Source organism: Streptomyces sp. NBC_00726 (assembly GCF_045161735.1).
Classification (GTDB): domain Bacteria; phylum Actinomycetota; class Actinomycetes; order Streptomycetales; family Streptomycetaceae; genus Streptomyces.
Map to the genome: position 1 here is coordinate 4,051,419 of NZ_CP108983.1, position 15,932 is coordinate 4,067,350.

At 70.4% G+C, this 15,932-nt stretch carries 11 protein-coding genes; 10 read left to right on the plus strand and 1 reads right to left on the minus strand.

Annotation, left to right across the window (positions count from 1 at the left end; translation table 11 throughout):
* Positions 1-405: 405 nt before the first annotated feature.
* Together OG338_RS18205 and OG338_RS18210 are read left to right on the plus strand one after the other, a co-directional pair.
* On the plus strand, positions 406-9,516 hold the full coding sequence (locus tag OG338_RS18205) for a DNRLRE domain-containing protein (protein ID WP_405938334.1): 9,111 nt from the start codon (positions 406-408) through the stop codon (positions 9,514-9,516).
* Positions 9,516-10,040 (plus strand): SMI1/KNR4 family protein, encoded by a 525-nt coding sequence (locus tag OG338_RS18210; RefSeq protein WP_405938335.1) that lies wholly within the window; start codon positions 9,516-9,518, stop codon positions 10,038-10,040. The genes OG338_RS18205 and OG338_RS18210 overlap by 1 nt, the downstream gene beginning before the upstream one ends.
* A gap of 127 nt (positions 10,041-10,167) precedes the next feature.
* Here OG338_RS18210 and OG338_RS18215 read toward each other — a convergent pair whose 3' ends face one another.
* Positions 10,168-10,605 carry a DUF5959 family protein gene (locus tag OG338_RS18215; protein ID WP_405938336.1) on the minus strand — a complete coding sequence of 146 codons (438 nt, stop codon included), beginning with the start codon at positions 10,603-10,605 and terminating at the stop codon, positions 10,168-10,170.
* A 127-nt stretch (positions 10,606-10,732) separates the two neighbouring features.
* Here OG338_RS18215 and OG338_RS18220 point away from each other — a divergent pair, with 127 nt between their 5' ends.
* The 8 genes from OG338_RS18220 (at position 10,733) to rpsS (ending at position 15,919) form a co-directional block, all read left to right on the plus strand.
* Positions 10,733-11,263, plus strand: a complete 531-nt coding sequence (locus tag OG338_RS18220; RefSeq protein ID WP_405938337.1) for a hypothetical protein — start codon at positions 10,733-10,735, stop codon at positions 11,261-11,263.
* Between the two features lie 44 nt (positions 11,264-11,307).
* Positions 11,308-12,366, plus strand: a complete 1,059-nt coding sequence (locus OG338_RS18225) for a hypothetical protein (RefSeq protein ID WP_405938338.1) — start codon at positions 11,308-11,310, stop codon at positions 12,364-12,366.
* A gap of 438 nt (positions 12,367-12,804) precedes the next feature.
* The gene (gene rpsJ, locus OG338_RS18230; protein WP_003948644.1) at positions 12,805-13,113 is read left to right on the plus strand and encodes a 30S ribosomal protein S10; all 309 of its coding nucleotides are present in this window, start codon (positions 12,805-12,807) and stop codon (positions 13,111-13,113) included.
* Positions 13,114-13,127: 14 nt separating this feature from the next.
* Positions 13,128-13,772, plus strand: coding sequence for a 50S ribosomal protein L3 (gene rplC, locus OG338_RS18235; RefSeq protein WP_018101228.1), 645 nt, complete (start codon positions 13,128-13,130; stop codon positions 13,770-13,772).
* 4 nt (positions 13,773-13,776) lie between these two features.
* Positions 13,777-14,427, plus strand: coding sequence for a 50S ribosomal protein L4 (gene rplD / locus OG338_RS18240; protein ID WP_405938339.1), 651 nt, complete (start codon positions 13,777-13,779; stop codon positions 14,425-14,427).
* Positions 14,427-14,750, plus strand: coding sequence for a 50S ribosomal protein L23 (gene rplW / locus OG338_RS18245; RefSeq protein ID WP_111337412.1), 324 nt, complete (start codon positions 14,427-14,429; stop codon positions 14,748-14,750). Before rplD ends, rplW begins: the two co-directional genes overlap by 1 nt.
* A 38-nt stretch (positions 14,751-14,788) precedes the next feature.
* Complete coding sequence (gene rplB, locus OG338_RS18250; protein ID WP_361023596.1) at positions 14,789-15,625, plus strand: 50S ribosomal protein L2; 837 nt, start codon at positions 14,789-14,791, stop codon at positions 15,623-15,625.
* A gap of 12 nt (positions 15,626-15,637) precedes the next feature.
* Entirely contained in the window at positions 15,638-15,919 is a 282-nt protein-coding gene (rpsS, locus tag OG338_RS18255; RefSeq protein ID WP_018101224.1) for a 30S ribosomal protein S19, read from the plus strand.
* The last annotated feature ends 13 nt before the right edge of the window (positions 15,920-15,932 follow it).

Here is a 15,932-nt window from a genome sequence, read left to right on the forward strand (position 1 = left end):
CATGGCCGGTTTTCGCACCATGAGTACGTCACGCGGAAGGCGGGAACGGTGTGGCCCGCGGCGCGGTCCGCGCGATCGACGTCGCAGGTTATCCCGCTGATCATCTCGACTTGATCACGGTCGGACGGGCGCGCGGAGCGGTGATTCAGGACTGGCTGAATCTGTTTGTCGCAGGCAGGGATGGGTAGTTGGGGCTGTGGGGGAGGCGTGGAGGCCCTGTGTGACCCGGACTCGGGGTGACATGTCGTTATGAATCCGTTGTCATGGCCATGATTCGGGCGTGCGTTGATCACTTAACGTGTACGCCGCCGAGGTCTCCCTGATCCTCATCGCGGCCCCGGCTCCCTGCTTCCGGCCGATCGCTCCCCATGGGTGGGCGGTCGGTCTTCGGTTTGAAGGAGTTCCGTGCCCAGCCGCCCCCGCCCCCGTCCGCACGCGGTCTTCCGGCACCCCTTCGCGGGGCGTTCCCCGCGCGCCGCCGCCCTGACGGCGGGCAGCGTGCTCCTGGCACTGGGCGCCGCCCTGCTGCCGCCCCCCGCCATGACGCCGTTCGCGCGCGCCGCCGACGCCGCCGCGCCCTGGTCCGACACCCGGCCGCCCGCCCAGCGCACCGGCACCGCGGCGGGCCGCGACCACGAGGTCGCCGCCGGCCGCACCGACGCCACCGGCGACAACGACCTCGACCCGGCGGACCTGGAGACCGGCGACGGCGCCCTGCCGCTGCACGACGGGGGCAACGGGTTCACGACGGTCGAGCCGGAGGCGGCGCGGACCGCCCTCGAACCGGGCACCGAGGCCGCCGACGAGGGCGGCGCGACCGGCTACGACCCGGACGAGAGCGTCGAGATACCCGCCGAACGGACCGCCACCTCCAAGGAGTTCGGCAACCCCGACGGCACCCGCACCACCCGCGTCTACACCGAGCCCGTGCACTACGAGGACGCGGCCGGCAGCTGGCAGGACATCGACACCTCGCTGGTCCCGGCCGACCAGGCCAAGGGCGCCCCCGAGGCCGCGAAGACGGACGGCGACCGGCTCGCCGCCGCCTCCGACGACACCGGACTCACCCTCGCCCCGCAGGGCGACGACCCGGCCCTGGCCCGGCTGACCCTGGACGAGGGCAAGCACGCGGTCGGCTTCGGGCTCGACGGCGCGTCGGACACCACCGCGCAGGTCCACGGCGACACCGCGCACTACGCCGGCATCCGGCCCGACGCGGACGTCAGCCTTCAGGCGACGCACGGCGCGGTCAAGGAGACCATCGTCCTCGCCTCCGCCGACGCCCCGCACGTCTGGACGTTCCCGCTCGACCTCGACGGGCTCACCCCCTCCCTGGACGAGCACGGTGCGGTCCTCCTGAAGGACGCGGACGGCGCCGCCCAGGCCGTCATCCCCAAGGGCTGGATGGAGGACTCCTCGCACGACCCGGAGACCGGCGGCCCCGCCCTCTCCGGCGACGTCGGCTACGCCCTCGCCGAGCAGGACGGCCACTGGTCGCTGAAGGTCGAACTGGACGACGCGTGGCTGGACGCGCCGGAGCGCGTCTACCCGGTCAAGGTCGACCCGAGCGTGGACGACATCGACAGCAACGGCGACGCCTTCGTCCAGAACTCCTGGCCCGACAGCAACTTCGCCGGCGACGACGAGCTGAAGATCGGCAGCTACGACGCGGGCACCAGCCGTGCCATGAGCCTGATGCGGTTCAACAACGTCACCAGCAAGCTCAAGCACCGGTACATCCTCAACGCGGACCTCGGCCTGTTCAACGTCTGGTCGTCCAGTTGCAGCGCCCAGAAAATGACCGTCAACCAGGTCACCGGCTCGTGGAGCTCCACCACGGTCACCTGGAACAACCGGCCGCCGAGCTTCGACCACCTGATCGCCACCGACTCGTTCGCGTACGGCGAGAACTGCGGCGGCTCCAAGTGGCGGACGATCGACCTCGGCAACAAGGGCGTCGACCTCGTCCAGGGCTGGGTCGACGGCTCCATCACCAACAACGGGCTCGCGATCTGGGCCGACTTCGGGACCTCCGGCCCCTGGAAGCGGTTCGGCAGCGCCAACTCGGCGAACAAGCCCTACCTCAGCGTCACCCACAGCGCCTACGGCGCGCGGTACACCGTCGGCTCCCAGACCGCCCCGCTCACCGGCGGCCAGGGCGGCGAGGTGACCGTCACCGTCAAGAACACCGGCGACTTCACCTGGGAGCCCCAGGGCTGGAACGAGGTCCGCCTCGGCACCCGGGTGCGCAACTACAGCACCGGCGCCCTCATGGAACAGAAGGCGTTCACCCGCCTCAACGAGCGCCTGACCCCGGGCGACGACGCGGCCCTCAGCGCCCGGATACCCCCGCTTCCGCCGGGCAAGTACAAACTCAACTTCGACGTGCAGCGGCTGCGCGATCAGAAGTGGTTCTCCACCGAGAGCGTCCCGGTCGCCACCGTCACCGTCACCTCCCAGGACATCGGCCCCCGGGTCACCGACGTCTACCCGCACCCCGGCGGACAGGTCGGCAGCCTCACCCCGACCCTGTTCATGGACACCGAGACCGTCGACCACTACCCGGCCGGCGCCGCGATCGACCACTACTTCGAGGTCTGCTCGGGCACCGCGGCCAAGCCCACCGGCTGCGTCAACTCCGGCTGGCAGACCAAGCGGACCTGGAACGTCCCCGCGGCCAAGCTGACCTGGGGCAAGCAGTACATCTGGCGCGTCAAGGCCCGCGAGAACGGCCTGGCGACCGCGCTCAGCCCCTTCTACACCTTCACCACCGCAGTCGAGCAGCCCGCGATCACCTCGCACCTCGGCGACCAGGGACCGGTCGGTGACGGCCGCGAGGTCGACCCCGGCATCGGCAACTACACCACCACCGACACCGACGCGACCGTCGCCACGACCGGCCCCGGCCTGACCGTGGCCCGCACCTACAACAGCCGCGACCCGCGCTCCGACAACGCCTTCGGGGCCGGCTGGACCACCCGCTACGACATGCGGATCGCGCCCGACGGGGACGGCACCGGCAACGTCGTCGCCACCCTGCCCACGGGCCGCCAGGTCCGCTTCGGCAAGAACCCCGACGGCAGCTACGCACCCCCGTACGGCAGCTTCTCCACCCTCACCTCGGTCACCGGCGGCGGCTGGCAGCTGACCGACAAGGACCAGACCTCGTACGTCTTCGACGGCGACGGGCGCCTCACCCGGGTCACCGACTACCGCGACCGCGCCCAGACCCTCACGTACAACACCTCCGGCGAGCTGACCACCGTCACCGCGGCCGGTGGCCGTGCCCTGCACCTCACCTGGTCCGGCGGCCACGTCAAGACGGTCACCACCGACGCCCCGGCGGCCGGTGCGGACCCGCTGACCTGGACGTACACCTACGACGGCGACCGGCTGACCCAGGTCTGCGGCCCCGAGGACACCACCGGGCACTGCACCGCCTACAGCTACGGCGACGGCTCGCACCACCGCACCGTCGTCCACGACGCCGGACCGTTCTCCTACTGGCGCCTGGACGAGAAGGACGGCGCCACCGACGCCGCGAGCGACCTCCCGCTCGACCGCGACGAGCACGCCGCGACGTACCAGGACGTCCGGCTCGGCACCGCCGGCGCGCTCAAGGGCAGCGCCGACACCGCCGCCACCTTCAACGGCACCACGTCCTACGTGCAGCTGCCGGACCAGCTGATCTCCGACACCCCGTACCTCACCGCCGAACTGTGGTTCCGCACCACCGGCAGCGGTGTCCTGCTCAGCTACCAGGACCACACCCTGGAAGAGGCCACCGCCGGCAAGAACACCCCCGCCCTTTACGTCGGCACCGACGGAAAGCTGCGCGGCGAGTTCTGGAACGGCAAGGCCGCGCCCATCACCTCGGCCGGCACCGTCAACGACGGCACCTGGCACCACGCGGCCCTCACCGCCGCCGGCAACACCCAGACGCTGTACCTCGACGGCAAGAAGGCCGGCAGCCTCAGCGGCGACATCACCCAGTACGACCAGCGCTTCGTCTACCTCGGCGCCGGCTACTGGAACGGCTGGGCCGCCACCACCGGCACCATCGGCCACCTCACCGGCGACATCGACGAGGCCGCCGTCTACAGCCGCCCCCTCGGCGCGAGCACCATCGCCCAGCACCACGCCGCCGCCCAGGTCGCCCAGCAGCTCACCGGGGTGACCCTGCCCAGCGGGCGCGTGCACTCCGCGGTCGCGTACGACACCGTGCACGACCGGGTGTCCTCCTACACCGACGCGAACGGCGGCGACTACACGCTCTCCGACCTCGCGGCGACCGGGACCGACGCCAAGCCCGCCACCGACGACCAGGGCGCCGTCGACGGCACCAGCACCCTCACCGTCACGGTCACCGACCCCGGGAAGCGCACCTCCGCGTACACCTACGACCCGCTCCAGGGCAACCGGCTCATCAGCCGGCGGGACGCGGCCGGCCACACCGGCACCTTCGCCTACGACACCGGCGGCTTCCTGGCCGCCACCACCGGCCCCGACGGCACCGTCACCCGCTTCGGCAACGACGAACGCGGCAACAAGGTCTCCCAGACCACCTGCCGCGACGCCGCCGACGAGGCCACCTGCCACACCGCGTACTACGCCTACTACCTCAACGCCGACAACCCGCTCGACCCCCGCAACGACCAGCTCACCGCCGTCCGCGACGCCCGCTCGGCGAACGCCACCGACGACACGTACAAGACGACGTACGGCTACAACGCCCACGGCGACCGCACGTCCACCACGACCCCGGCCACCCCGGACTTCCCCTCCGGCCGCACCGAGTCCTCCACCTTCACCGACGGCACCGAGCCCGCGGCGGGCGGCGGCACGGTCCCGGCGGGCCTGCTCGCCGACACGACGGACGCCCGGGGCGGGGTGACCGAGCGCGCGTACACCGCGGCGGGTGACCTGGCCGAGGTGACCGATCCGGCGGGCGTGGCCACCGCGTACGCCTACGACGCGCTCGGCCGCGAGACCTCCCAGACGGAGACGTCCGACGCCCAGCCCGACGGCGTCACCACGACGACCGTCTACGACGGCGAATCCCGGCCGGTCACGGTGACCGACCCCGCCGTCACCAACGCGGTCACCGGCAAACAGCACCGGGCGAGGACCACGTACACCTACGACGCCGACGGCAACGTGCTCACGGAGTCGGTCTCCGACACCGTGGGCGGCGACCCGGCCCGCACCACCGAGCGCGGCTACGACACGCACGGGCGGCAGAAGTCGGAGACCGACCCGTCCGGGGCGACCGGGACCAGCACCTATGACGTGTTCGGCCACCGCGTCGCCGGCACCACGGCCGACGGCCAGAGCTACGCGTACACCTACACCGCGCTCGGCGCGGTCGCCGAGGTGACCCTGAAGGACTGGAAGGGCGACCCGAACAACCCGTCCGACCCCGTCGACAAGGTCATCGACTCCTACGCGTACGACCCGGCGGGCCGGCTCGCCGAGCACACGGACGCCATGGGCCGCACCACCCGCACCACCTACTACGACGACGGGCTGGAGGCCCGGCAGATCCTGACCGGGTTCCACGACCCGGACGGCACCACCCGGGATCTCGTCCTGAGCGAGAAGAAGTACGACGCCGCGGGCAACCTCACCTCCGAGACCACCGGCAACGGCACCGTCACCACCGCCTACGAGGTGGACGCGGCCGGCCGCACCACCGCCGAGGTCCTCGACCCCGCCGGCCTGGCGCGGCGCACCGCCTACACCTTCGACGCGTCCGGCGCCGTCCTCACCGAGACGCACACCGGAGCGGGCGGCAGCCGCGCCGAGAAGGTCACCTACGAGCGCGACATCACCGGCGAGGCCACCCGCCTGACGGTGGAGAACGGCGACGAGGACCTGGTCACCACCCGGACCGTGGACGACCGCGGCCTGGTGCTGTCCGAGACCTCGGCGCGGGGCAACGCACCCGGCGCGGACGCCGCCGCGTACACCACCGACTACGGCTACGACGCGCTCGGCCGCCAGACCGAGGCGAAGGCGCCCCCGGTCACCGCGGAGACCCGCGACGGCGGCGCGAGCACCGTCCGCCCGGTCACCCGCACCGGCTACAACGCCTTCGGCGACCCGACCGACCAGCAGGACCCCGACGGGAACGTCACGCACACCGCGTACGACGGACTCGGCCGGGAGACCACCACCACCCTGCCCGGCTACACCCCGCCGGGCGGCTCCCCGCTCGTCACCCGCACCTCCCGCACCTACGACTCCGCGGGGCGGCCGGTCACCGAGACGGACGAGCTGGGCGGGGTCACCACCTACACCTACGACCAGCTCGGCAACCTCGCCGGGGTGACCCGGCCGGCCCCCACCGAGGGCGCCGACCGGCCCGTCACCACGATGACGAACGACCTCCTGGGTGAGCAGCTGTCGGTCACCGGGCCCACCGGCGCCCGCTCCGAGGCCACCTACGACGACCTCGGGCGGCAGATCACCTCGACCCGGCTGGAGCGCACACCCGCTCCGGGCGCCTTCACCACCACGCTGACGTACGACGACGCCGGCAACCTGGTCGCCACGAAGAGCCCCACCGGGCTCACCGAGGGCAGCGAGTACAACGCGGCCGGCGAGCCGGTCTCACAGACCGACACCGCCGGGAAGAAGACGCTCCACACCTACGGGCCGACGGGGCTCACCACCTCGACCACCACCCCGCAGGGCCGGACCACCCGCGCCGGATTCGACCTGGCCGGGCGCGCCGTCTCCGCCTCCGACGAGGACGCCACGGGCAAGGTGCTGAGCACCCGCAGCTCGACGTACGACGCCGACGGCAACCCCGTCACCGTCACGGACGCCCTGCACCACACCGTCCGGCAGAGCTACGACGCGCTGGGGCGGCTCACCGAGCTGGTCGAGCCCGTCGACGCCGACACGTCCATCACCACCACCTTCGGCTACGACGCCGCCGGCCGGCGGACCCGGCTGACCGACGGCCGGGGCAACACCACCTGGACCACCTTCACCAGCCACGGACAGCCGGAGTCGATCGTCGAGCCGTCCACCACGGCCGACCCGGCCGAGGCCGACCGCACCTGGACCACGGTGTACGACGCGGCGGGCCGGCCCGCCGAGGAGCGCCGGCCGGGCGGGGTGACCCAGCGGCGCACCTTCGACGCGCTGGGCCACGTCACCGAGGTCACGGGCTCCGGTGCCGAGGCGGCGACCACCGCCGACCGCTACGGCTACGACGCGGCCGGGAACCTCACCTCGGTGAGCGCCCCGGGCGGGACCGACCACTACACCTACGACGACCGGGGCAACCTGCTCACCACGTCCGGCCCCTCGGGCACGGCCACCCTGTCCTACGACGAGGAGGGCCACCTCACCGGGCGCACCGACGCCGCGGGCCACGCGGTCTTCGGCTACGACACGGCGGGCCGCCTCGCCTCGGCGGCCGATCCGCTGACCGCGACGACCCTGACCTACGGCTACGACAACGCCTCCCGGCTGACCTCGGTCGGCTACGGCGCGTCGGGCGCCAACCGGTCCTTCTCCTACGACGCCCTGGACCGGCTGACCTCCGACACGCTCAAGGCCCCCGGCGGCGCGACGACCGCGGCCACCGGATACGGCTACGACGAGGCGTCCCGCCTGGTCTCGGAGACCACCAGCGGCACGGCGGGCGACGGCGAGCAGGACTACGCCTACGACTGGGCGGGCCGGCTCACCGAGTGGACCGCGGCCGACGGCGCGAAGACGCCGTACGGCTGGGACGCCGCCGGCAACCGCACCAAGGCCGGTACGGTCACGGCCACGTACGACGCCCGGAACCGGCTGCTGACCGCGGGGGACACCTCGTACAGCTACTCACCGCGCGGCACCCGCACCGGCAGCACCGAGGGCGGCGTCACGCACACGGCGGCGTTCGACGCGCTGGGGCGCATGATCACCAGCGACGACACCACCTACACCTACGACGGCCTCGGCCGCGTGGTGGGCCGTGGGGACGACACCTTCGCCTACGCCGACCAGTCGAACAACCTGGTCAGCGGCGGCGGCTCGCTGGTCGTCCGGGATCCCGCAGGGGACGCGCTGGCCACCGCGGACCCGGACGGCGGCAACGCCTCGGCGGTCCTCTCCGACCAGCACGGTGATGTGACCGGCCGCTTCGCACCGGCCACCGGTGAACTCTCGGGCTCCTCCGCGTACTCGCCGTTCGGCCAGGTCACCGCCCGCACGGCGGACGGGACGGGCACCCTGGGCTACCAGGGCGAGTACACCGACCCGGACTCCGGGCAGGTGGACATGCACGCCCGCTGGTACGACCCGTCCACCGGCGGCTTCTCCTCCCGCGACTCCTGGACCCTGAACCCGGCGCCGTCCGGTCAGGCCAACCGTTACGCGTACGGGGCCGGCAGTCCGCTGCTGAACACGGACCCGAGCGGGCACTGCCTTGAGGACCTGTGCGTCGGCGAGGCGATCGTGGTCAGCCTGCTGGCCGGGTACGTGGGGTCGTCCATCTCCGAGTACTACCGGCAGCACCCGGTGCACATCACGTGGCCGTCCTTCTCCTGGCCGTGGTCGCACTCCAGCAGCAGCTCGGCGGCGACCACGTACCCCAACGTCTTCAGCAACGCGACGTCGTCCACCGCGAGCGCCATCGCCGCCCAGGCGGCGGCCCAGGCGGCGGCCGCCCGGAGGAACGCCGGTACCCCGGTGCTGGATCACCCGAGCTCCCCCGGCTACCGCGGCCCCGGCCGCCCGCAGGCCCCCCGTCCCCCGGGCCCGCCCCCGCCGCCCCCGCCGCCGCCGTGGGCCCAGATGATCAAGGCCGTCCTGCGCGTGGTCCAGGCCAGGCCGACAGGCAGCACGGACACGGACGCCGAGCACCAGCGGTACGTGGACGACGCCTTCACCCGCGCCCAGAAGGACCTCAACCTCACCGAGGAGCAGCTGCGCGGCTACTTCAAGCTGTTCCCCGGCAGCACCACCCAGCCGGACCCGAACAGCTCCCCGTCACCGCAGCCGAGTCCGTCCGCGGGCAGTGGCACCTCTTCGCCCGAAGACCCCTGCAAGGCGTCCAGGGACGACCGTCACTACTACGAGCCCCTGGTGAGCGGAACGGCGACCGGTGTCGTGGCCCTGCTGTGTCCGTCCGACCTGAAGGGGAAGAACTCGCGCGCGCGGCGGCCCGCCAACATGAACCCTCCCGGCTATGTAGCCAAGCGGGACGACGACAACCTCTGGACGTATGCGCGCACCCATATTCTGGGCGACCGTTTCAATGGAAAATGGCGCAACGAGAATATATTCACCGGCTACCGGCAGATGAATGATCCCGGAATGAAGCGGTGCGAGAACAAGATGGCGAGCGCACTGGAAAAGAAGCAGCGCGTGATATACTCCGGCCAGCTCGTTTATGGCAATGGGCGTGGCAAGATTCCCACCGGAATCAATATGACGGCTATTTCTGATACTGATGGTGTGCTCTTCAAGGGCGTGTTCGTGTCGAACGCTCCGGGAAGCCAGGTGACGTGCTGATGCTCGATGAACTCGAAGAGGCCCTTCCCGCTCTCCGTGCACACCGCCGCAGCGACCTTTCTCCGGTCGACTGGGCGCTCATCGAGCGGGAGGCCGGCTGCGCCTTCCCGGCGGATTTCGTTGCGCTGGCGACGTACTACCCGCCGTTTGTCCTCGATGACTTCCTCTCCGTCCATATCCCCGAAGCGGGCCGGGAGCGGAACTTCGTTTCAGGGATCCGGCGGATGGCAAGTACGTTGACGAGCCTCCGGGACGACGGAATGTCCCACGGGTACGTTCCCTTTCCCGAGTCCGGTGGTCTTGTTCCCTGGGGTGACTCCTGCGACGGTGACGACTTCTACTGGAAGACCGGGGGAGACGGGCCGGACGAATGGACCATCGTGGTGGCCGGGCGCAACGACGACTGGTGCGAATTTCCCGGCTCCCTCACGCAGTACCTGGCAGGTCTGGTGAAGGGGACGGTGGCACCGGACGGTCTGCCGCCGGACTTCCCGGTGGACAACCCGACGGTCGAGATCGACTGACCAGGCCCCGCCGTCCCGTGGTGGAGCCGGTGTTGCCGGAGGGGTGGCGTACCGGGCCCGCGTGGCAGGAGACGGACGGGCGGCGCAACCGGCTTCGGAGGGCCGCCTTCTCTCTGATGCGCTCGCCTCACCGTGTCAGAGGGAATCGGTTCCCGGCCTCCGCGAGGAGTTCACGGTGGCGCGCGATCCAGTCGGCTTCCGTCGCGACGGGCACGGTGACGAAGACCTGTGAACCGACGACGTCGTAGACACTCACCTCCGTGCACCCGCTTTCGGTCCGCTCCTGCGGAGAGACCGTGAGGCGGGGGGAGCGGCCGCTTTCCAGCCAGGTCACCTGCCGGCCCGTGGCCAGAGCGTCCAGGGCCTCGCCCCAGGCGTCGAGATCATGGGAATTGAGGTACGCCTCGACGCGGCCGTTCAGGAAGTCGGTGCCGATCAGTACCTCGGCGTGGAGAGCGTCATAATCGTCGGAGCCCGAGAAATGCATCCCTTCGATGACGCGAAGGGTGACGCTCTGCTCGCCGTCCGAGATTTTAATGAGATCAAAAGGAATGAAATCGGGCACGAGGTGCTGCCTTTCCGGATTCGCTCGCCACTGGAGGTACACCGTGAGTATCGAGCGACTGGCCCGTGCCGCCGGGCTGACCGTTCCCCGTCGCTACCAGGTGGACTGAGACCGCGCAGAGGCGGCTGTGGGGACGGGGCTGCCGGCGGACTACAAGGAGTATGTGTACTGGTTCGGCCCCGGTGGCTTCGACGACTATCTGATCGTGTGTGTGCCCGGCGTCGAGAACAGCAACACGGAGCTGGCCGCACGCCTTGCCGCGGCGCACGAGGGTGCCCGAGTACGTACTCGGCTCACCGGTGCGGCGCCTCGTGTGCCGTTGTTCCCGGAGCCGGGCGGATGGCTGCCTTGGGGTTTCACCACGGGCGGTGACGGCTTGTACTGGGTCACGTCCGAAGGTGCCCCCGACAGCTGGACCGTCGCGGGCCGCCCGGGCCGAGGGTCGGACCTCGCCTTTTTCGACGAGGGCTTCACCGCGTTCCTGCACACCTTCGTGTGGGACACCGTGGAGATGCCGTTCATCGCTGAGACCGACGGCGAGGTACCGGTCGCCTTCGAGCCTCACGACGGTACGTGGCTGGGCGGCGCGGGTACGTGCTTGGAGGCTTACGGCCGCTTCGAGAAGCCCCCGGGAACATATCCGGCCGAGATCGACTGACCCGCCCCCGCCATCCCTTATCCCCCTCCCACGAAAGAGCCCCCATGAGCGCCGTCATACCCCCCGAGCACCCCGACGACAGACCCGCCGAGGAGCCGGGGACGGGCCGCCGGAGGTGGTGGCGGCGGGAGCGGGTGGTGGAGCCGGTGTTGCCGGAGGGGTGGCGTACCGGGCCCGCGTGGCAGGAGCTGAACGGGCGGCGCAACCGGCTCCGCACCGTTCGTACGGTGTTCGTGCTGGCGCTCGTCTCGGGGGTCGCCCTGGTCGTCGTACGGCCGGCGCTGCTGCTGGACCGGCTGCCCGGGCACCACGCCGACGCCTCGCCGCTGCCCGCCGAGACCGCGCGGCCGGACGCCGCCCCGGCGGCCCGGTCGGGGCTGCCCGACCGGGCGCACCCGTTCCGGGGGTCGCCCGCCGAGCGGTGGGCGTCCGGGGCCGACGCCATCGTGCTGCCGGAGGCGAAGGCGGTGGGCGGGATGAGCAAGGCGGACGTGGCGCTCGCGCTGCGCCTGACCAAGGAGTTCCTGGTCGGCACCAATCTGGACCCGGCCGTGCTGCGCGGCGGGCAGCCCACCGCCGCGATGGCCCTGCTCGACCCGAAGGCGCCGGACACGCTGCCGGAGCTGCGGCGCGCCCTGCGCGACCCGGACGAGAAGCACAACCCGCTGAACCTGGTCACCCGCTTCGACCCGGACGAGGTGGCGCCGGCCGGTGACGTGGTCCGGGTGCGGGGGCGTATGACGTTCGGCGCGGGGAAGAGGGGCGAGGTGCGGGTGCACGCGGACTACACGTTCGTCTATCCGCTGGTACGGGCCGGCGGGGACGGCTCCGTGACGCGGACGATCGTCCGCCGGGACGTGAAGGCTTCCCTGATGGACCCGGCCCGGTGGCTGGTGACCCGGGGCAAGCTCAACCTGGGCTGGTACTACAGCGAGGTCGGTAACAGCGCGTGCAAGGTGTACGACGGCTACTACCACCCGGAATTCGAGGACGGCCCCCACTCCGGAGACCCCGCCGAAGGCCCCGCCGTGGACCCGTACGACCGCCACCGCTCCCTGGGGGTGCCGGCCGACGGCAGCTGCGGAACGGTGACCCGCACCTAGGGCGTGTCCGGCGGATCAGGGCCGCGGGAGCCCCGTACGCGTGCCCGCGTTTGACCGGACACTCGGGCGGGGTAAGATCCCCGGCCCGATTGGCCAGGCTCGCAGCCCGTATGGCACACTAGCCAGGTTGCTCGGTTGAGTGTCAATGCTGCGCGCCTCCCGCCGGGAGGACCGGAAGCGAGTCCCACAGTACTCGTCGGCCCCATGCGGGCCGGACGTACGGGAATCTTCCGGGAAGCGTAAGTGGGGCACCGGCCAGGCACCCGGTGGGGTTTCACCCCCGGCAGCGTGGTATTCGGCCCGCACCCCCTTGGTTGGGAAATCCTTCGGGACTTCTGCGTAGAGGGGATGCGACACGCCCGACCGCGTGGGTCGGAGGAGAAGTTACCGAACCCCGGGTTCCAGAGCGTTAAACGAGAGACAGGACTACTAGTAGCCATGGCGGGACAGAAGATCCGCATCCGGCTCAAGGCCTACGACCACGAGGTCATCGACTCCTCGGCGAAGAAGATCGTCGAGACGGTGACCCGCACTGGTGCGTCGGTCGCGGGCCCGGTGCCGCTGCCCACTGAGAAGAACGTGTACTGCGTCATCAAGTCGCCGCACAAGTACAAGGACTCTCGCGAGCACTTCGAGATGCGCACGCACAAGCGCCTCATCGACATCCTCGACCCCACGCCGAAGACGGTTGACTCGCTGATGCGCCTCGACCTGCCGGCCGGCGTCGACATCGAGATCAAGCTCTGAGGGGACGGGCCGAGATGAGCAAGAACATCAAGGGCGTCCTGGGCGAGAAGCTCGGTATGACCCAGGTCTGGGACGAGAACAACCGGGTTGTCCCGGTGACCGTCGTCAAGGCCGGTCCGTGCGTCGTGACGCAGGTCCGCACGAACGACAGCGACGGCTACGAGTCGGTGCAGATCGCCTTCGGCGAGATCGACCCGCGCAAGGTGAACAAGCCCCTCAAGGGTCACTTCGCCAAGGCCGACGTCACCCCGCGCCGCCACCTGGTGGAGATCCGTACCCCTGACGCGAGCGAGTACACGCTCGGCCAGGAGATCAACGCCGAGGTGTTCGAGTCCGGCGTCAAGGTCGACGTCACGGGCAAGAGCAAGGGCAAGGGCTTCGCCGGTGTCATGAAGCGTCACAACTTCCGGGGCCTCGGCGCCGGTCACGGCGTGCAGCGCAAGCACCGTTCCCCCGGTTCGATCGGTGGCTGCGCCACCCCTGGGCGTGTCTTCAAGGGCATGCGCATGGCCGGTCGCATGGGTAACGAGCGCGTCACCACCCAGAACCTGACCATCCACGCGGTTGACGCGGAGAAGGGTCTGCTCCTCATCAAGGGCGCGGTCCCCGGTCCGAACGGCGGCCTCGTCCTGGTCCGTACCGCGGCCAAGGGGGCTTGAGGTAATGAGCACCATTGACATCCTTTCGCCGGCAGGCGACAAGGCCGGTACCGTCGAGCTCCCCGCGGAGATCTTCGACGCGAAGACCAGCGTTCCGCTGATCCACCAGGTCGTCGTCGCACAGCTGGCAGCTGCCCGTCAGGGCACGCACAAGACCAAGACCCGTGGCGAGGTCCGCGGTGGTGGGCGCAAGCCGTACCGCCAGAAGGGCACCGGCCGCGCGCGCCAGGGCTCGACCCGCGCGCCGCAGTTCGTCGGCGGTGGCGTCGTCCACGGCCCGCAGCCGCGTGACTACTCGCAGCGCACCCCGAAGAAGATGAAGGCCGCCGCCCTCCGCGGTGCCCTCTCCGACCGGGCGCGTCACTCCCGTATCCACGTCGTCACCGGAGTGGTCGAGGGTGGGATCTCCACCAAGGCCGCCAAGACGCTGTTCGGCAAGATCTCGGAGCGCAAGAACCTGCTCCTGGTCGTCGACCGCAACGACGAGGCCGCGTGGCTCTCCGCACGCAACCTGCCCCAGGTGCACATCCTGGAGCCGGGCCAGCTGAACACGTACGACGTGATCGTCTCTGACGACGTGGTCTTCACCCAGGCCGCCTTCGAGTCCTTCGTGTCTGGCCCCCAGACCGCTGAGACCGAAGGGAGCGACGCCTGATGAGCGAGGCGACCGTTACCAGCAAGACCTACGACGACCCGCGCGACGTTCTCGTCAAGCCGGTTGTCTCGGAGAAGAGCTACGCGCTGCTCGACGAGAACAAGTACACGTTCATCGTCGCGCCGGGCTCCAACAAGACCCAGATCAAGCAGGCCGTCGAGGCGGTCTTCTCGGTCAAGGTCACCGGGGTCAACACGATCAACCGCCAGGGCAAGCGCAAGCGCACCCGCACCGGTTTCGGCAAGCGCGCCGACACGAAGCGCGCCATCGTGACCCTCGCTGAGGGCGACCGTATCGACATCTTCGGCGGCCCGACCTCCTAGTGAGGCCGAGTCGTCCGGAATCGGACGAGGACTGAGAAATGGGTATCCGCAAGTACAAGCCGACGACCCCGGGCCGTCGTGGCTCCAGCGTCGCCGACTTTGTCGAGATCACGCGGTCCACGCCGGAGAAGTCGCTGGTCCGCCCCCTGCACAACAAGGGCGGCCGTAACAACACCGGTCGTGTGACCGTTCGCCACCAGGGTGGTGGCCACAAGCGCGCCTACCGCGTGATCGACTTCCGTCGTCACGACAAGGACGGCGTGCCGGCCAAGGTCGCGCACATCGAGTACGACCCCAACCGCACCGCGCGCATCGCGCTCCTGCACTACGCGGACGGCGAGAAGCGCTACATCATCGCCCCGCGTGGCCTGGTGCAGGGTGACCGTGTCGAGAACGGCCCGGCCGCCGACATCAAGCCCGGCAACAACCTGGCGCTGCGCAACATCCCGGTCGGTACCACCATCCACGCCATCGAGCTGCGGCCCGGCGGCGGCGCGAAGTTCGCCCGCTCCGCGGGTGCCTCCGTGCAGCTGCTGGCGAAGGAGGGCACCATGGCCCACCTTCGTATGCCGTCGGGTGAGATCCGCCTGGTCGACGCCCGCTGCCGCGCCACCATCGGCGAGGTCGGCAACGCCGAGCAGTCGAACATCAACTGGGGCAAGGCCGGCCGTATGCGGTGGAAGGGCGTCCGCCCGACCGTCCGTGGTGTCGTGATGAACCCGGTCGACCACCCGCACGGTGGTGGTGAGGGTAAGACCTCCGGTGGCCGTCACCCGGTTTCGCCGTGGGGTAAGAAGGAAGGTCGTACTCGTTCGCCCAAGAAGGCGTCGAACAAGTACATCGTCCGCCGCCGCAAGACGAACAAGAAGCGCTAGGAGCGGGTTTAGATGCCGCGCAGTCTCAAGAAGGGGCCCTTCGTCGACGGCCACCTCGCCAAGAAGGTGGACGTACAGAACGAGGCCGGCACCAAGAACGTCATCAAGACCTGGTCCCGTCGCTCGATGATCGTCCCGGCCATGCTGGGTCACACCATCGCGGTGCACAACGGCAAGATCCACGTCCCGGTGTTCGTCACCGAGTCGATGGTCGGCCACAAGCTCGGCGAGTTCTCGCCGACTCGCACCTTCCGCGGCCACGTCAAGGACGACCGGAAGTCGAAGCGCCGCTAACGCGGGGTGACTG